Annotated in this window: 22 protein-coding genes; 18 read left to right on the top strand and 4 right to left on the bottom strand. The window is 39.0% G+C overall.

From position 1 onward, the window contains the following. Positions 1-69: 69 nt before the first annotated feature. The 14 genes from EV282_RS20370 (at position 70) to EV282_RS16455 (ending at position 8,685) form a co-directional block, all read left to right on the top strand. Entirely contained in the window at positions 70-243 is a 174-nt protein-coding gene (locus EV282_RS20370; protein WP_165389508.1) for a hypothetical protein, read from the top strand. A 79-nt stretch (positions 244-322) separates the two neighbouring features. Next, positions 323-625, top strand: coding sequence for a rhodanese-like domain-containing protein (locus EV282_RS16515; protein ID WP_130296840.1), 303 nt, complete (start codon positions 323-325; stop codon positions 623-625). A gap of 24 nt (positions 626-649) precedes the next feature. Further along, a complete protein-coding gene (locus EV282_RS16510; protein ID WP_130296839.1) occupies positions 650-1,228 on the top strand; it encodes a sulfurtransferase TusA family protein in 579 nt (192 codons plus the stop codon). Beyond that, complete coding sequence (locus EV282_RS16505; RefSeq protein WP_130296838.1) at positions 1,228-1,623, top strand: DsrE/DsrF/DrsH-like family protein; 396 nt, start codon at positions 1,228-1,230, stop codon at positions 1,621-1,623. Before EV282_RS16510 ends, EV282_RS16505 begins: the two co-directional genes overlap by 1 nt. A 47-nt stretch (positions 1,624-1,670) precedes the next feature. Next, positions 1,671-2,795, top strand: coding sequence for an MBL fold metallo-hydrolase (locus EV282_RS16500; RefSeq protein WP_130296837.1), 1,125 nt, complete (start codon positions 1,671-1,673; stop codon positions 2,793-2,795). Between the two features lie 43 nt (positions 2,796-2,838). Then, positions 2,839-3,066, top strand: coding sequence for a sulfurtransferase TusA family protein (locus tag EV282_RS16495; RefSeq protein ID WP_077363621.1), 228 nt, complete (start codon positions 2,839-2,841; stop codon positions 3,064-3,066). A 79-nt stretch (positions 3,067-3,145) separates the two neighbouring features. Beyond that, positions 3,146-3,631: a DsrE/DsrF/DrsH-like family protein gene (locus EV282_RS16490; protein ID WP_130296836.1), complete on the top strand. Its 486-nt coding sequence runs from the start codon at positions 3,146-3,148 to the stop codon at positions 3,629-3,631. A 28-nt stretch (positions 3,632-3,659) separates the two neighbouring features. Continuing rightward, entirely contained in the window at positions 3,660-4,439 is a 780-nt protein-coding gene (locus EV282_RS16485; RefSeq protein ID WP_130296835.1) for a sulfite exporter TauE/SafE family protein, read from the top strand. 100 nt (positions 4,440-4,539) lie between these two features. Then, on the top strand, positions 4,540-5,208 hold the full coding sequence (locus EV282_RS16480; protein ID WP_130296834.1) for a hypothetical protein: 669 nt from the start codon (positions 4,540-4,542) through the stop codon (positions 5,206-5,208). Further along, positions 5,196-5,909: a cytochrome c biogenesis CcdA family protein gene (locus tag EV282_RS16475; protein WP_130296833.1), complete on the top strand. Its 714-nt coding sequence runs from the start codon at positions 5,196-5,198 to the stop codon at positions 5,907-5,909. The genes EV282_RS16480 and EV282_RS16475 overlap by 13 nt, the downstream gene beginning before the upstream one ends. A gap of 15 nt (positions 5,910-5,924) precedes the next feature. Beyond that, positions 5,925-6,551, top strand: a complete 627-nt coding sequence (locus EV282_RS16470; RefSeq protein WP_130296832.1) for a peroxiredoxin family protein — start codon at positions 5,925-5,927, stop codon at positions 6,549-6,551. Positions 6,552-6,564: 13 nt separating this feature from the next. Continuing rightward, positions 6,565-7,254, top strand: a complete 690-nt coding sequence (locus EV282_RS16465) for a response regulator transcription factor (protein WP_130296831.1) — start codon at positions 6,565-6,567, stop codon at positions 7,252-7,254. 1 nt (position 7,255) lies between these two features. Beyond that, complete coding sequence (locus EV282_RS16460) at positions 7,256-8,302, top strand: sensor histidine kinase (RefSeq protein ID WP_425590206.1); 1,047 nt, start codon at positions 7,256-7,258, stop codon at positions 8,300-8,302. Further along, complete coding sequence (locus EV282_RS16455; RefSeq protein WP_130296829.1) at positions 8,302-8,685, top strand: DUF302 domain-containing protein; 384 nt, start codon at positions 8,302-8,304, stop codon at positions 8,683-8,685. Before EV282_RS16460 ends, EV282_RS16455 begins: the two co-directional genes overlap by 1 nt. Positions 8,686-8,715: 30 nt before the next feature. Here EV282_RS16455 and EV282_RS16450 read toward each other — a convergent pair whose 3' ends face one another. The 4 genes from EV282_RS16450 to EV282_RS16435 form a co-directional block, all read right to left on the bottom strand. Continuing rightward, entirely contained in the window at positions 8,716-9,303 is a 588-nt protein-coding gene (locus tag EV282_RS16450) for a YitT family protein (RefSeq protein ID WP_130297040.1), read from the bottom strand. A 361-nt stretch (positions 9,304-9,664) separates the two neighbouring features. Further along, positions 9,665-10,126, bottom strand: a complete 462-nt coding sequence (locus EV282_RS16445) for an ArsI/CadI family heavy metal resistance metalloenzyme (protein ID WP_425590205.1) — start codon at positions 10,124-10,126, stop codon at positions 9,665-9,667. Between the two features lie 22 nt (positions 10,127-10,148). Beyond that, the gene (locus tag EV282_RS16440; RefSeq protein WP_425590204.1) at positions 10,149-11,441 is read right to left on the bottom strand and encodes an arsenic transporter; all 1,293 of its coding nucleotides are present in this window, start codon (positions 11,439-11,441) and stop codon (positions 10,149-10,151) included. A 42-nt stretch (positions 11,442-11,483) separates the two neighbouring features. Further along, entirely contained in the window at positions 11,484-11,804 is a 321-nt protein-coding gene (locus EV282_RS16435; RefSeq protein ID WP_130296826.1) for an ArsR/SmtB family transcription factor, read from the bottom strand. A gap of 133 nt (positions 11,805-11,937) precedes the next feature. Between EV282_RS16435 and arsC the strand changes: the two genes are divergently transcribed. The 4 genes from arsC to EV282_RS16415 all read left to right on the top strand — a co-directional run bounded on the left by arsC (position 11,938) and on the right by EV282_RS16415 (position 16,672). After that, positions 11,938-12,339 (top strand): arsenate reductase (thioredoxin), encoded by a 402-nt coding sequence (gene arsC / locus EV282_RS16430; protein WP_130296825.1) that lies wholly within the window; start codon positions 11,938-11,940, stop codon positions 12,337-12,339. A gap of 90 nt (positions 12,340-12,429) precedes the next feature. Then, complete coding sequence (locus EV282_RS16425) at positions 12,430-13,665, top strand: TolB family protein (protein ID WP_130296824.1); 1,236 nt, start codon at positions 12,430-12,432, stop codon at positions 13,663-13,665. A 263-nt stretch (positions 13,666-13,928) separates the two neighbouring features. Beyond that, entirely contained in the window at positions 13,929-15,167 is a 1,239-nt protein-coding gene (locus EV282_RS16420; protein ID WP_130296823.1) for an MFS transporter, read from the top strand. Between the two features lie 95 nt (positions 15,168-15,262). Continuing rightward, positions 15,263-16,672 carry a SpoVR family protein gene (locus EV282_RS16415; RefSeq protein WP_130296822.1) on the top strand — a complete coding sequence of 470 codons (1,410 nt, stop codon included), beginning with the start codon at positions 15,263-15,265 and terminating at the stop codon, positions 16,670-16,672. Positions 16,673-16,731: the final 59 nt, after the last annotated feature.

Genomic DNA, 16,731 nt, shown 5'->3' with positions numbered 1-16,731 from the left:
CAAAAAAAATCTGTTGCTCCATATAAAGTGAGAATTTTCATGGCTGGTTTTGGCTGAGGAGGACCTCGAGTGGGTGTTGCCCTGGATGGGTCACATAAGCAAGATATTGTCATCAAGATCAAAGATATTGAAGTCGCAATTGATCCAGTCATAGAACCTTTTATGAAAGATGCCATTATAGATCTAAATGAAATATTTTTCATGAAACAACTGAGTGTAAGAAGTAAAATTGGAACATGTTAAATTTTTTTGGTTTTTAATATACCTATACGGGTATAAGTATTACGAATCATACATTATATAAGAGAGGGGATAATAACCTGTGTCTTTTAAAACTATTGAACCACAAGAAGTTAGTCGTTTAATAAAAGACGAAAATCAGTTAAACATCATTGATGTTCGTGAAAACGATGAAGTCGTACAAGGAATGATACCTGGCGCTAAACATATCCCGCTCGGTGAAGTTCCTTACCGATTGAATGAATTCGATCCAGCGAAAGAATACATCATGGTTTGCCGGTCTGGTAAACGAAGTGAAAAAGCATGCGGCGTTTTAGCTGCTAACAACATCAAGGTTATTAACATGACTGGCGGCATGCTGAACTGGAATGGCGAAGTTAAATAAAGAAAATATGGAGGTTTTGCACAAATGAGTATTAAAGTAGATCAAGTTTTAGACTGTAAAGGACTTTCTTGTCCTATGCCGATTGTACGTACGAAAAAAGCGATGGATCAGCTTGAAGCTGGTCAGGTCATTGAAGTTCAGGCAACGGATAAAGGTTCATTGGCTGATATTCAAGGATGGGCTAGAAACACAGGAAACCAATATCTAGGTACAAAAGAAGAGGGAGATGTTCTTAAGCACTATTTAAGAAAATCAAACCCTGGTGAAGTAAAAGAAGCAGCTAAGTTTGAGCATACGATTCAAAATGATGAATTAGAAAAAGCTTTGGCTGGTAATAAAGAAGATATGATTCTGCTAGATGTAAGAGAACCAGCAGAATATGAGTTCAAACGTATACCTGGGGCAGTATCTATTCCTTTAGGCGAACTTGAAGACAAGTTAGACACACTTGATAAAAACAAAGAAATCCATGTGATTTGCCGTACCGGCTCAAGAAGTGATATGGCTGCACAAATTTTATCTGAACAAGGTTTTGAGCGTGTGAAAAATGTATTGCCGGGAATGTCAGAATGGACTGGAACAACTGAAGGAGGAAATCAATAATGGCTAATAAAACTGCAATTATCGCAAGTAACGGAAGTGCTTTTGACGCGTACAAGGTATTTAACATCGCAACAGCTGCAGCATCTGCAGATTACGAAGTTACGATCTTCTTCACATTTGAGGGTCTGAACTTAATTCATAAAGAAGGCTTTAAGAACTTACCACTTCCAGCTGGAAAAGAAAATCTTGCTGAAGGATTTAAAGCAGCAAATGTTCCTTCTATTCCGGAACTGGTCGAAATGGCTGTAGAAATGGGCGTTAAGATCATCGCATGTCAAATGACGATGGATGTTATGAACCTGAAAAAAGAAGACTTTATTGACGGAATTGATGTTGGCGGAGCAATGATGTTCTTAGATTTCGCGAAAGATGCAAACATGACATTAACATTCTAAATTAAAAATTTTTAAAACAAATTATACCTGGGGAGGTATTTAATAAAATGGTTAAAGCATTAAAAGCTAAAGAAGTAGCAAAACGTGTTGTTGAAGGCAAAATGTTTATTCTTGATGTTCGTAATGAAAGTGATTTTAAAGACTGGAAAATCGAAGGTAAAGGCATTGAGTCGATCAACCGTCCGTATTTCGACTTGATTGATGGTGTTGAGGATGTATTGGAACACCTTCCAAAAGAAGAGGTATTGGTTGTTTGTGCGAAAGAAGGATCTTCTGTAATGGTAGCGGAGATGCTTGATGAAGCAGGAATTAAAGATGTTTACTACCTTGAAGGCGGTATGAAAGCTTGGAGCGAATACTTGATGCCAGTTAAGATTGGTGACTTGAAGGATGGCGGCTCTATCTACCAGTTCAATCGTATCGGTAAAGGGTGCCTTTCTTACCTTGTAGAATCAAACGGCGAAGCAGCAATCATCGATTCGGCGCGTACAGTTGAAGCTTACGAAGATTTTGCTAAACAAAACAATCTCGAAATTAAGCATATGATCGATACGCATCTTCATGCTGACCACATTTCTGGCGGACGCCGTCTTGCGGAAAAAACGAACGCAACATACTGGCTGCCTCCGAAAGATGCTGAAGAAGTAACGTTCTCATATGAAGCGTTACAAGAAGGCAAAGACATTACGATCGGTAATACAAAGATTGAAATTCAGCCGCTTTATACGCCAGGTCATACGATCGGGAGTACTTCTATGATCGTTGACGGACAATACTTGCTCTCTGGTGATATTCTGTTTGTTGATTCAATCGGACGTCCAGACCTTGCTGGTAAAGCTGAGGACTGGGTAAGCGATCTGCGTGATTCTTTATACAACAAATACAACAGTCTTTCAAAAGATCTAGTTGTATTGCCAGCACACTTTGGTAAAATCAGCGAACTTGATGAAAAAGGTGCTGTTCAAGCTCCTCTAGGCGAGTTGTTTGAAAAGAACGAAGGACTGAATATTAAGAGTGAAGATGAATTCCGTAAGGCTGTAACAGAAAACTTACCGCCTCAGCCAAACGCATACCAAGAAATTCGTGAAACGAACATGGGTAAAATTGACCCTTCAACTGATGAACAGCGTGATATGGAAATTGGTCCAAACCGCTGTGCAATCACTGAGTAAATAAAACAAAAAACAAACTGAAAACTACTAGGAGGTTCTTGAAATGAACGTAAAACAAACTTTAGACACAAAAGGGTTATCTTGCCCAATGCCAATTGTTAAAACAAAAAAAGCTATGGATGGTCTTGCTAGCGGAGACATCTTAGAAGTGCTAGCAACTGATAAAGGTGCAGTAAACGACTTATCCGCTTGGTCAAAATCATCTGGTCATGAATTATTAGACCATAAAGAAGAAGACGGCGTATTCAAGTTCTGGATTCAAAAAGGTTAATAAAACATGAGGGGGTATGTTCACATGCCTCCTTATGACTTGTATATCTAGGGGTTAATTATGAGGAGGAGATTTGATAATGGAACAACAAACACAAGATAAATCAACTATGGTCGTATTCAGTGGTGACCTTGATAAAGCGATGGCAAGTTTTATTATCGCTACAGGTGCAGCTGCTATGGGGAAACAAGTAACGATGTTCTTTACTTTCTGGGGATTAAACATCTTAAGAAAAGAAGAGTATGTAAATGTGAAGAAAACATTCATGGATAAAATGTTTGCAAAAATGATGCCAAGAGGACCAGAGAAACTTGGTATTTCTAAAATGAACTATGGCGGTCTAGGCGGAAAGATGATGAAGTATACGATGAAAAAGAAAAACATCGTAACACTAAAAGAATTAATCGAAATGGCTCAAGATCTAGATGTTAAGATGGTTGCTTGTACAATGTCAATGGATGTTATGGGTATTACGCAAGACGAACTTATTGATGGGTTAGATTATGCAGGTGTAGCTTCATATCTTGCTGATGCAGATGAATCTAAGATCAACTTATTTATCTAAATAAAAACAGTCATCGGGAGGTGAAGTCATGGAATTAGGATTCATTATAACGATTTTTCTTATTGGCTTTATAGGTTCTTTTATATCCGGAATGGTAGGGATCGGCGGATCGATCATCAAGTATCCGATGCTTCTATATATTCCAGCAATGCTAGGCTTCACAGCATACACTGCCCATGAAGTTTCAGGTATAAGTGCTGTTCAAGTATTCTTTGCTACCATAGGTGGAGTTTGGGCTTATCGTAAAGGCGGTTATTTGAATAAAACCCTCATCATTTATATGGGTGGTGCCATTCTGATAGGAAGTTTTATCGGCGGCTATGGATCACAGGGAATGTCAGAGGCTCAAATCAATATTGTATACGCCATATTGGCTACAATTGCAGCAGTTATGATGTTTATTCCTAAAAAGGGCATCGATGACATTCCGTTAGATCAAGTGAAGTTTAATAAATGGATTGCAGCGGTATTGGCATTTATCGTCGGTATAGCAGCAGGTATCGTTGGTGCAGCAGGAGCCTTTATCCTTGTGCCGATCATGCTGGTTGTTCTTAAGATACCAACACGAATGACGATCGCAACATCACTTGCCATTACCTTTATTTCTTCAATCGGTGCGACGATTGGTAAGATTACGACTGGGCAAGTATTATTATGGCCAGCTGTAATCATGGTAGTTGCGAGTCTGATCGCATCTCCGCTAGGGGCTCAATTTGGTAAAAAAGTAAATACAAAAATCCTTCAATTCATTTTAGCAGCTCTTATTGTTGCAACATCCATTAAGATCTGGATAGATATTTTAGGATAAATAAAAAATAGAAAATCCGTCTTGTTTTGGCGGATTTTTTTCTTTATCTTTATTAATTCTTAATGTTTGCAGTGTGTAATGGACACAGAGGTGAGAAAGTATGGAGATTATTCAAATTGGAAGTATGCCTGTTTCTATACAGACGCTGTCCATCTTTTTAAGTTTGGGAACTGCGTTCATAGGTTTGTTGCTGATCTGCCACTATTTGATTGACGGAAATTACAAACCAGCATATGAATGGTTATTTTCAGGTGTTTTTAATTCAATATGGGTTTGGAAGTTCAGTCCTATTATTTTTCAGCCGATAGAGTCATTTAAACATCCGTTAACACTTTTGTATTTTACAGGTGGAACTAAAGGTATAGTGTTGGCTTGTGTGTTTTTTATCGGGTATAGCATATGGAAAATATATAAACAGCCGCAGTTTATTCATTCTTTTTTATTACAAACCGTATTGTTATGGATGATCGGAAGCGGTGTTTTTTTAGTTTGGAAAAATACATTTGGATCAGCTAATGATGGTGCAGAAGTGTTTCTGCTTCTGATGCTTGTTACGGTCAGCTGGTACTTGTTAACAGGCAAGAATATCTTGTTGATTGGAACGTTTTATGCACTCACGAGTGGGGTTTTTGCATTTTTTTATGACTATAATGCCGCTTTTTATTTCCTTTCTGGCAGCTTCATTTTTGTTCTATATCTTTTACCTTTATCAAATCTTAACAAAAGGGGAGCACAATATAGTCAGGAGGTGATGAAATGGAGAATGTAACCGTAATTTTTGCTTTAACAGCAGGCGTACTTTCCTTTTTTTCTCCATGCATTTTTCCTTTGATTCCTGCTTATACAGCTCATTTAACTGGCGGGACAATCAATGGAGGCAAAGTATTAGTTGATAAACAGACTGTGATGATTCGTTCGCTTTTTTTTATTCTAGGTTTTAGTGTGATCTTTGTACTTATGGGGGCCTCTGCAAGCTGGATTGGACAGTTGTTTGCTTCTTACCGTGAAACGGTTGAGAGAGTAAGCGGATTATTAATCATAGTTTTCGGTCTTCAAATGCTAGGCTGGCTGCAATTGAATTTTTTAATGAAGACGAAAAGCTTCAACTCTACTTCAAAGCCAAGTGCAAATCCGTTTAGTTCATTCTTGATCGGATTAGCCTTTGGTTCTGGATGGACGCCTTGTGTTGGATTGGCCTTATCATCCATTTTATTAATGGCAGGTTCTACAGAGACCGTATATTCGGGGATGTTTATGCTCTGGATCTATTCATTAGGCTTAGGAATACCTTTTTTAATTATTTCGTTTACACTTACTTATTCTTTTAAAACAGTAAAATCAATCAGCAAAATTTTACCGAAGCTTTCAAAAATTAATGGAGTCATTTTATTAGGAATGGGACTGCTTTTGTTCACAGGGCAGATGCAAATAATCAGTTCATGGCTTTCAAGCTGGTCATGGGCACCGTAAGAGGGGAGTTCTTCCATGTTTAAGAAAAATATTTTTGCCATAATCGTTATATTAGGTTTAGCGGGTTATACCTTTTATGATTTACAATTAAAAGAAGATAAAAAGAGTGCTGAAGGTGTAAAGACTTCACAGAAGCAGGAAGAATCATCAGAAACATCCACAGAAACAACAGGTGAATCTGAACAAGCAGCAGAACCTTCAGGGAAAACAGGTGTGAATGAAGGCGATATGGCTCCAGACTTTACGATGAATACGCTTGATGGAAAAGAGGTCAAGCTATCGGACTATAGAGGGAAGAAAGTTGTATTGAATCTATGGGCTAGCTGGTGCCCGCCATGTAAGGCGGAAATGCCTCACATGCAGAAGTATTACGAAAAGAATAAAGACAAAAAGAATGTTGAGATTTTGGCAGTTAATCTGACAACCATGGAAAAAGACCAGTCAAACATTCAAACTTTTGTCGATGACTATGGATTAACGTTTCCTATACCGCTTGATGAAACAGGAGATGTAGGTGTAACGTATCAAGCGTTTTCGATTCCGACAACGTATATGATTGATACAACTGGTGTTATTCAGAAGAAAATTGTCGGGCCGATGAATGAGGAATTCCTATCCGATATGGTAACACGCTTAAAATAAAGGATGTTTTGTGATGGAACTAAAGGGAAAGTCAATTATGATCGTAGAGGATGACCCAAATATTCGGAACCTGATAAAGATCTACCTTGAGAATTCAGGTTATGAAACATATGAAGCCAGCAATGGAAAAGAAGCAAAGGATACTTTCTTAAAGATCGATCCATGCTTTTTAGTCGTGGACCTTATGCTTCCTTCTGTTAGCGGTGAAGAGTTAACGGAATGGGTCAGGAAGGAACAAAAGAGTGAGATTCCTATTATCATGGTGACCGCCAAAACAGCTGAAAAGGATAGAATAAGCGGTCTTAAAGCAGGTGCCGATGATTACGTGATTAAGCCATTCAGTCCTGCAGAACTCGTAGCACGAGTCGAAGCTGTCTTGCGAAGAACAGCTCATAGATGCAACAAGATCTCTTATAATGGTCTAACACTTAAACCCTTTAAAGGAGAAGCAAGTTATTTAGGGAAACAGCTCTCCTTAACACCTCATGAGTTTCGTCTATTGTCCATGTTTATGCGTCATTCAAACCAAGTGCTTACGAGAGAGCAATTGTTGGACGAGCTTTATCCGCATCAGGAAAAAATTGTAGTTGACCGGACAATTGATGTTCATGTTGCTAACTTAAGAGAGAAGCTGCGCAAGGAATCAGGCAAAACCTTTATCACAACCGTACGTGGAATGGGGTACCAATTTGTCGCGCTTTAAAATGAGTAAAATGAGTTTGTTAGTTAAACTTGCAATAGTAAACGCACTTGCTCTCGGGATTGTTGTATTTTGGTCAGGATCAACAATAAAAGATTACGCTTGTTTATTAGTAAATGATTATGGAATTAACGGTCCTTTATTCAATAGTGAATTACACGTTTACTTTTTGCAGATCAGTATTATAGCTTTTTCCATTGTTTTTTTACTGCATTTCTTATTCCTAAAAAATTTAATCAAGCCATTAAACAAATTGACGCAATATGCTGCTTTTATCAAAACAGGAGTCTATCCTGAGCCTCTTTCTGTTTCTAGCAACGACGAGTTAGGAAAACTGTCGGACGCGTTCAACAACATGGCATTGACACTAAAGAAAAATGATGAAAAAAGAGATCAGATGCTCAAAGATATCTCTCATGAATTAAGAACACCGCTCACAAACTTAAACGGCTATTTAGAAGGACTCCAATCAGGCATTATAAAGCCAACTCCAGAATTATACGGAATATTGTTAGAAGAATCGAGACGATTAAGCCGCATGGCTGAACAGATCAATCAGTTAGAAGGATGGACGAATTTCCATCAGGAAGGCCGGATACTTCCCGTTCAAAAAGTCATTGAAGATGCTCTGGAAAGCTTTACTGTTGCCTTTGAAAAATCAGGAATATCCGTGAACTCCTCTATCCAGAACGGGACAGTATATGTAAGTGAAGATGCGTTAAAACAAGTATTGTCCATCATGTTAGAAAATGTATGTTTTTATGATGAAGGCGGTTGGGTAAAGATAATAGGGAAGATACGAGGGGATGTGTATCGTATTGAAGTGCATAATGATGGGCAATTCATTATTCCTGAGCACACGGGAAAAGTGTTCGAACGCTTCTATCGTGCTGATTCTTCGAGAACTGTAAGAACGGGAGGATCTGGTCTTGGCTTATCGATCGCTAAAGAAATCATAACCATGATGGACGGCAGGATAGGACTTGAAACAGACGGGAACGAACATCTTTTTTGGACAGAGTTCCCTATAACAAAAAAGGAGGAAATTTAATGTTTCATTACACAGTAGAGACAACAATGACTATGGAAGAAGCGGCTCAAAAATTAGAGGAACAACTAAAGGAAGAAAAGTTCGGTGTGCTTTGGCAGTTTAACGTAAAAGAAAAGCTGCAGGAAAAAGGACTGGACTATAACGATGATTTTCTTATTTTAGAGGTGTGTAACCCACATGAAGCGAAGGAAGTACTGACGCAGAACAAGATGATCGGATACTTCTTGCCTTGTAAGATGGTACTTTATACAGATGAAGGCAAGACTAAAATCGGAATGCCAAAGCCGACCGAGTTTGTAAAATTGCTCAACGACCAAGACTTAGAACAAAAAGCAAAAGACATTGAAGACCGATTAATTGCATGTATGGATAGATCTGTTTAAAGCAAAAAAGAGCCTGTGACTGGCTCTTTTTTATGTGCTCTTATAAAATTGAATCGACCGGATCAGGGTCATTGTCATTGTTGCAAACCCTACCGAAAGGATCGTAACGAGGGAATAAAATAAAATCCCTTCTCCCATCACATAAAGCCCGACTAATATTACAGCAGCGTCGATTAAGAAAATGACCATTCCAACATTGATTGAAAGCCAGCGTGATACGAATAGAGCCAATAGATCAGTTCCGCCTGTACTTGTTTCATGTCTCAGCATCCAGCCGATTCCCGTTCCGATAAAAAGACCGCCAATTACAGAGCTCTCAATGATTGAAACTGAAAACATTCCTCTTAATGGGGTCAAAAGATCAATAATCAAGGAAGAGACGAGCAGACCATGAATGCTGTTTATAAAATAACGGCGTTCCAGCTTCCAAGCTAAAAGATAGATTGGGATGCTTAATAATATTAAGGTTAACCCCACTTTATAGCCCCATACATATTTTACGAGAAGACTGATCCCGATCATCCCGCCATCTAATAAATGAAAAGGGACAATAAATCCATTTATTCCTATACCAATCAGCACGCTGCCCAAAAAGATTGCTAAAGTACGTCTCATCATGGCATCATCCCTGTCTAATGTGATTACTAGATAATATGCGGGATTGTCCATGAATAGTCACTTCAGCTGATATCTTTATTAATCCAATAAAGAATTGGTTCGGTTGGATTCGTTAAGTGGCATGAGAGGAGTCGTAAATGTCGACGAGTGTAGACTCGTGGATATAAGGCTAAAACTCGTGGATAAACGGTGTGGATTTATGGATTGAGACCAAAATTTCGTGGATTAAGCACTATTTTTCGTGGATTCATCATGCCTTACTACTAATGGGCACTATCTTCTTTGAAAACATTCACAGACAATAAAAAGCTGACATCAAAAAGGTGCTTTTTACCATTTTGAGTCAGCTCTATGTGAAAATCTATTTTTTTGTAAAACCAAGTTGAATCGTTTGCGGTTTTTGTGGCGGAGCACAGCAAAGTGACAGGTCGCGAGCATCTCCAGCAGATTCAAACTCAGAGTCTTCTTTCGTGTAGAAGATCTCCCATGCGTTGCCGTCCGGATCATAGACCCATAATTTATCTTGAACAGCATAACAGCATGTTGTGTCCATCTCATCTATTAATAACAGACCTGCACTGCGAAGACGTTCACCCATAGCAAGTACGTCTTCTGTGTTGTTTACTTGAAAACCTAAATGGTTCAACACGCCTTCTTTTTCGAATGGACGCACATTCAGTGAAAAGTGAAGTCCTGGTTCATCAAGTTCGAATTTGGCGTAGTTTTCTTTTACTTTTGCGGGTTCCGTACCAAAAAAGTTTTTATAAAACTCCAGTGATTTTTCTAAATTTGTACAGTTAACAGCAACATGCATACGCTGAATCATGATTTGCACTCTCCTTTTTTTATGATAGAAGCAGCAGCCATAAATATAGGCCGGTCAAAGTAATGAATAATGTTGGTACCGTAAGCAGGATACCAATTTTAAAGTAATAGCCCCACGTGATTTTTACTCCCTTTTTAGATAAAACGTGCAGCCATAAGAGGGTTGCTAACGACCCGATAGGCGTAATCTTTGGTCCAAGATCTGACCCAATAACGTTTGCGTAAATTAATGCTTCGCGGATGACACCGGATGTTTCTGTGCCTTGAATAGCTAAAGCGTCAATCATTACAGTTGGCATGTTATTCATTACGGATGAAAGAACAGCAGCTATAAAGCCCATACCGATCGTAGCTGCAAACAATCCTTGGTCTGCAACAGCTTGAATTACGTTTCCGAGCATATCTGTAAGCCCTGCATTACGAAGACCGTAAACAACTACATACATTCCAATTGAAAATACGACAACTGTCCATGGTGCATCCTTAATAACTTTTTTCGTATGGATGGCTGGACTTTTACGAGCAGCTAAGATAAATATGAGTGCTGCAGCTCCTGCTATGAATGATACGGGAATACCGATAAACTCACTTGTTAAATAACCTGCTAAAAGAACAGCGAGGATTACCCATGATAGCTTGAAAAGCTTTTGATCACGAATAGCTTCTTTCGGTTGTTTTAGTTGTGAAAGGTCATAGTTTTCAGGGATATCTTTACCGAAGAAGATAAGCAGAACAAGCATGCTCGCAATTAAAGAAAAGAAGTTCGGTATAATCATCCGGCTTGCGTACTCAACGAATCCGATGTTAAAAAAATCAGCTGAAACAATGTTTACTAAATTTGATACCACAAGCGGCAAAGAAGTCGTATCTGCAATAAATCCGCTAGCCATAATAAAAGGAAGTACCATTGATTCTTTGAAATGAAGTGCCCGCACTTGTGCAAGTACAATTGGTGTCAGGATTAAGGCTGCACCATCGTTAGCAAAGAATGCGGAAACAGCAGCTCCAAGAAGGATGACATATGTAAACATCTTCTTGCCGTTGCCGCCAGCAAGTCTTGCCATATGAAGAGCAGACCACTCGAAAAATCCAATTTCGTCCAAAATGATCGATATGAGAATGATCGCAACAAAGGCTAATGTCGCGTTCCAGACGATACCGGTAACAGTCCAGACGTCTGCAGGACTTACGACTTTTAGAAGAAGTGCAATAGCTGCACCGATTGTAGCAGACCATCCGATCGAAAGACCTCTTGGCTGCCAGATAACAAAAATAATCGTAACTAAAAATACAGCGAAGGCCATTATCGCCATGCTGTTCATATCAATTCCCCCAATTGCTCCTGAGTCTCTAGGTTAACAGCAAACCTTACCGCCTGATTGTTTAAGTTGTTCAATCTTTTCTGACATATCAGGAAGAGCTTCTAAGTTTGCTTTTATAAAAGGATAGATCTCACCATCGATGGAGTAGAAGATCCATTGACTGTTTCGTCGTTCTTTCACTAATTTCGCTTGCTTTAATTTTCTTAAATGCTGTGAAATACTAGGCTGTGTCATCTTTAATATTTCAACCAGCTCACATACACATAATTCTTCGTGACGGAGTAAAGCTAAAATATTTAAACGTGTTTTGTCTGCCATTGCTTTGTAGCATTCCGTTAACTGATCCAATTCCATATCGATCTCACCTCATTAGTATATAACCATATGTTTATATAATATGTCAAAGAATATATAAATAAATATTGATATAAGGATATACTTATATTATGATGGTCACGAAAGAAGTTCTTTTAGGAGGTTTTTATACATGGCAAAACCAATCATCTATTTCCTTTGCACAGGAAACTCTTGCCGTTCTCAGATGGCTGAAGGATTCGGACACCACTATCTTGGTGATAAATATGATGTATACTCTGGAGGGATTGAAGCACATGGTGTAAATCCTAACGCAGTCAAAGCGATGAAAGAGGTAGATATCGATATTACGAATCAGACTTCAGATGTTATTGATAAAGATATTTTAGAAAAAGCTGATTTAGTTGTAACACTATGCGGACACGCCAATGATGTATGTCCAGCAACACCGCCTCATAAAAAGCGTGAGCACTGGGGGTTTGACGATCCTGCAGGGAAAGAGTGGAGCGAGTTCCAGCGTGTACGTGACGAGATCGCTGGTCGTATCAAGCGTTTTGCGGAAACAGGAGAATAATTAAAATGGACAAGCTCAGAAGCCGATGGTTTCTGAGTTTTTTTGTATGAATTCCCTCATTTAGTTCATGTTAGTAATGAGGTGAGTGATTTGAAACGATTGACCATTCTGTTGGTTTGTATGTTGATTATTGTAATGAATGTTCCGAGCCATTCCGAAGCGGCCGAGGGAAAAGCTGCATTTATTCGTCAAGATGGATTGTGGCTGAAAGATGGAGATGTGGAAAGAAGGTTAGTTGAAGGCACTAAGCTGTCACATCCAAAATTCTCTAGTGATGCTATGTATATCAGTTACATGGCTGGTGGGGGTGAAACAAAAGAGTTATGGGTGTACAACAGGGTGACTCGTTTAAAAAGAAAAGTGTTTACAGGTGAATTGATGATGCCAAGATGGTCACCGGCTGGCCAGTTGCTTGCTTGGAAAAGCGGGAGTGTTCTAAATGTAATTGATGTTTCAAAGCCGGCATCCACTTTTCAAAATGTTATTCTTGGGGTAGGAAACTATAGCTGGACTCCTGATAGCAAAGGGTTTGTCGTTTCATCATCAGCCAATCTTCAGCCGGATGGATGGACTCCTGTTCAGATTTTTACTGTGCCTGCAGATGCAAAAGGTGATTTGAAAAAAGTAAAAAAGATTACGACTTTACCAAAAATGAGTGAATCATTTTTCGCAATCGGCACAACAAAATTCAAATGGGGCATGAAGAATAGCGTTTTTGCTTTTATCTCATGCCCGACTGCATCCCTGTCAGCGGACAGCAATACATTGATGATTGTTTCTAAGAACGAATCAACAACGAAAATGATCGCAAATATGTTAAATAATTCGAATTGGTTTCATTGGTCGCCAAAAACTGAAAGATTGGCTTATATCAACGGGATTGGAAGATTAGTCTCTGAAAATAAACGGTTAACCATTTGGGACTCACGAAGCGGAAAAGAAGTGGATCTAGGTTTCCAAGGATATGCTGATGGTGATTTTACATGGAGAAGTGACCGTGAAATTGTTGTAAGCAGACAGATTGAATGGGGATGGGAAGTTCCTGTTGAAAAAAGATCGAAGCCTTTCCTAGTTTTAGTTGATACAACTACGAGAAGTGCAAAAAGATTAACTCAGCCAGGGATGGAGGCTGCGGATGATTTTCCGAAAACATTGCCTGACAAAGGGATAGTTTGGGTAAGATCTTTCGAAAACTCTAATCAATCGAAAGTGATAAAAAAGATGGATTTTGAATCTAAAGAAACAGTTTGGATCGACAAGTTAGCAAAACCTGCCGAAGAATACTACGGATGGCCAAGCGTGCTGGATGTTTATCAAGGTCGTTAGCAGAAGAAAGAAGCACTCTTTATTTTGGGTGCTTCTTTTGGTATGTTGGGAAATAATTGTCGATATAACTAGAAAAACAAAGGCTTAATAGTAAATCAGGAAAAAAACTTGGTCCTTTTGGAGTATTTTATAAGATTAGGAAGTTGAAACGACGAAGGGAAATAAATTGTTGGGGGACAGTCCCCAACAATTTATTTTTTTTATAAAGGATTCTCTTGTTTAATAAGTAATTTTATTAAGCAGAGAGAAAGGGGATTTAATAAATGCAATCTTTACGTCAAAATTCACACGAGGAAACGCCTCCATTATATAAGAATAGAAAGGCTATGAATTTGCTTGGAAGTAAATTCATCTCGTTTTTAGGGGATCAAGTTTACCTTCTTGTACTTCCGCTAATTGTACTTCAGCTTACAGGTTCGGCGGTCTCTATGGGTATTATAGCTGCGGTTGAAAGAATACCGGTATTCTTTCAACCTATAGCAGGATGGATAGCAGATACATATAATCGAAAAAAAATCCTTTATTTCAGTGATATCACACGAGGACTATTACTTCTGCTTCTTGCTGTGCTCTATCAAACCGATACCCTTGAATTTTGGCATATTGCAGCTGGTGCTTTATTGATGGGATGGCTGACACAGCTTCATAATGCGGCCGGATTTGCTTTTTTACCTCATCTTGTACAAAAAGAAAGGCTGCATGAAGCGAACGCATGGGATGAAGGATTATTTCAAACAGCAATCGTTATTGGTCCGGCACTTGGAGGACTGCTCGTTGCAATAACTGCTCCAGGCGCAGGTCTCTTCCTAAACGCAATATCATTCTTTTTAACTTTTTGGATGATCACTAAAATACATATTGAACACGAAAATAAGGTAACACTCTATAATCGTCATACTTTCTTTCGGACATTTGCTTCAGAACTCAAAGAAGGATTTAAACATGTGTTTAACACAAAAATCATTTGGTATACAAACGTGGCGCTTATGATATCAACTTTTGGAACAACGATGTTTTTAACCTTGCTTATTTTTCACTTAAAAGAAGTTCTCTTTTTTAAACCTGCTGAAATTGGATTCATACTCTCATTAGGTGGTTTGATGGCAATCACCGGTGCCTTAGTGACAAACAGAATGAGTAGGATTTTCAGATTTCAGACGATCTTAATGATCGCGCATCTAACAGGAGGTCTTTCCATCATTGGACTCGCATACTCCGAAACTTTTATTGCTGTTGCGGTAACGAATGCGATTGGTGTATTAGCAGCATGTATGATCAACCCGTGTATCCGAACGATTCGTCAGACGCACACTCCTGACCATTTATTAGGCAGAGTACAAGCCACAAGCCGGTGGATGACATGGCTATTACTGCCTGTCGCAGCAATGCTATCAGGATACTTAGCGGCATCAACCAGTTCCGCGTTTACCATCACAATAGGCGGAATCGTAACAGCAAGTACGTTTCTATTTTATTTGTTGCCCGCAGTTCGAAAAGCATAATTTTAAAACACGTCCGATTTTCGCTCTTGTTTTCTCATGAATGTCCGTTTTCTTTCATACAGTTAAAAGTAAGGAAAAAGCAGGAGGGGGAAAACATGAACTGGGACTTGCAAAATAAAGAGCTTGAAAGAGCAATTGCTGAAATTACTGAGATTGCAGACCACTTTGGCCTCGATTTTTACCCTATGCGGTATGAGATATGTCCGGCAGATATTATTTATACATTTGGTGCGTACGGAATGCCGACTCGTTTTTCACACTGGAGTTTCGGAAAACAGTTTCACAAAATGAAGCTTCAATATGATTTGGGATTGAGCAAAATCTATGAACTGGTCATCAATTCAGATCCTTGTTATGCGTTTTTGCTAGATACAAATTCATTGATACAAAATAAGCTTATCATTGCTCATGTTCTAGCTCATTGTGACTTCTTTAAGAACAATGTCCGTTTTTCAAACACAAGGAGAGACATGGTTGAGTGCATGACTGCTACTGCTGAACGGGTTGCACAGTATGAACATCTATATGGAAAGAAAGAAGTAGAGCAGTTCCTGGATGCAGTGCTCGCGATCCAAGAACACATCGATCCGTCGATCGTTAGGAACAAACTAAACTATGTATTTGGTGAAGATGATGAAATAACACCTAGGAAAGAAACGCCTTATGATGACCTATGGAAAATCGATGATAAAAAAGGCCCTAAGCCTGCATTGAAGAAGAAAAAAATGTTTCCGCCTCAGCCAGAGAAAGATATTCTTTTATTTATTGAGCAATACAGCCGTGAACTCGAAGAATGGCAGCGGGATATTTTATCAATGATGAGAGAGGAAATGCTATATTTCTGGCCGCAGCTCGAAACAAAAATCATGAACGAAGGCTGGGCGTCTTATTGGCACGCCAAAATTCTACAAGAAATGGACTTAACCTCTCATGAGACGATTGAGTTCGCTAAATTAAACGCGGGCGTTGTACAGCCTTCGACGACATCTATAAATCCTTACTACTTGGGTCTTCAAATATTTAAAGACATCGAAGAACGCTATAACAACCCAGATGAAGAACTGCTGCGACAAGGAGTAAAGCCTGGATCGGGACGTGAAAAGATATTTGAGGTTCGTGAACTTGAATCAGATATGTCCTTCATTAGAAACTATCTAACTAAGGATCTAGCTCAGCGTGAAGATATGTACCTGTTTCAAAAGCAGGGAAAAGAATACAAGATCGTTGATAAACAGTGGGAACAAGTCAGAGATCAGCTTGTAGGCATGCGGGTAAACGGAGGATTCCCGTATATTACCGTAAATGATGGAGACTACATGAAGAACGGAGAACTCTACCTCGTCCATAACTATGAAGATATCGAACTCGATGTGAAGTATCTAGAGAAGGTGCTCCCACACGTTCATCATCTTTGGGGTCGTCCTGTTCACATGGAAACGAAGATCGAGCAAAAGCCTGTTCTGTTCACATTTGACGGGAAAACCGTGCATCGGAAGTACCTTTAAAATTAACATTTGTTTAAAAGCACTCTCATTAGGAGTGCTTTTTGTTTTTAAATTTAATC

Origin of the sequence: Fictibacillus sp. BK138 (assembly GCF_004216955.1) — a bacterium.
Taxonomy (GTDB): Bacteria; Bacillota; Bacilli; order Bacillales; family Fictibacillaceae; genus Fictibacillus.
Note: the sequence above shows the minus strand (reverse complement) of the source record. Positions and strands in the feature narration are given on the sequence as shown.

Excerpts from the sequence above, each read along its gene's own strand:
- EV282_RS16465 (WP_130296831.1), top strand. The coding sequence starts at position 6,565 with ATGGAACTAAAGGGAAAGTCAATTATGATCGTAGAGGATGACCCAAAT.
- EV282_RS16455 (WP_130296829.1), top strand. The coding sequence starts at position 8,302 with ATGTTTCATTACACAGTAGAGACAACAATGACTATGGAAGAAGCGGCT.
- EV282_RS16495 (WP_077363621.1), top strand. The coding sequence starts at position 2,839 with ATGAACGTAAAACAAACTTTAGACACAAAAGGGTTATCTTGCCCAATG.
- EV282_RS16475 (WP_130296833.1), top strand. The coding sequence starts at position 5,196 with ATGGAGAATGTAACCGTAATTTTTGCTTTAACAGCAGGCGTACTTTCC.
- EV282_RS16450 (WP_130297040.1), bottom strand. The coding sequence starts at position 9,303 with ATGATGAGACGTACTTTAGCAATCTTTTTGGGCAGCGTGCTGATTGGT.
- EV282_RS16415 (WP_130296822.1), top strand. The coding sequence starts at position 15,263 with ATGAACTGGGACTTGCAAAATAAAGAGCTTGAAAGAGCAATTGCTGAA.
- EV282_RS16500 (WP_130296837.1), top strand. The coding sequence starts at position 1,671 with ATGGTTAAAGCATTAAAAGCTAAAGAAGTAGCAAAACGTGTTGTTGAA.
- EV282_RS16510 (WP_130296839.1), top strand. The coding sequence starts at position 650 with ATGAGTATTAAAGTAGATCAAGTTTTAGACTGTAAAGGACTTTCTTGT.
- arsC (WP_130296825.1), top strand. The coding sequence starts at position 11,938 with ATGGCAAAACCAATCATCTATTTCCTTTGCACAGGAAACTCTTGCCGT.
- EV282_RS16435 (WP_130296826.1), bottom strand. The coding sequence starts at position 11,804 with ATGGAATTGGATCAGTTAACGGAATGCTACAAAGCAATGGCAGACAAA.
- EV282_RS16490 (WP_130296836.1), top strand. The coding sequence starts at position 3,146 with ATGGAACAACAAACACAAGATAAATCAACTATGGTCGTATTCAGTGGT.
- EV282_RS16485 (WP_130296835.1), top strand. The coding sequence starts at position 3,660 with ATGGAATTAGGATTCATTATAACGATTTTTCTTATTGGCTTTATAGGT.
- EV282_RS16505 (WP_130296838.1), top strand. The coding sequence starts at position 1,228 with ATGGCTAATAAAACTGCAATTATCGCAAGTAACGGAAGTGCTTTTGAC.
- EV282_RS16460 (WP_425590206.1), top strand. The coding sequence starts at position 7,256 with ATGAGTAAAATGAGTTTGTTAGTTAAACTTGCAATAGTAAACGCACTT.
- EV282_RS16480 (WP_130296834.1), top strand. The coding sequence starts at position 4,540 with ATGGAGATTATTCAAATTGGAAGTATGCCTGTTTCTATACAGACGCTG.
- EV282_RS16470 (WP_130296832.1), top strand. The coding sequence starts at position 5,925 with ATGTTTAAGAAAAATATTTTTGCCATAATCGTTATATTAGGTTTAGCG.
- EV282_RS16420 (WP_130296823.1), top strand. The coding sequence starts at position 13,929 with ATGCAATCTTTACGTCAAAATTCACACGAGGAAACGCCTCCATTATAT.
- EV282_RS16440 (WP_425590204.1), bottom strand. The coding sequence starts at position 11,441 with ATGGCGATAATGGCCTTCGCTGTATTTTTAGTTACGATTATTTTTGTT.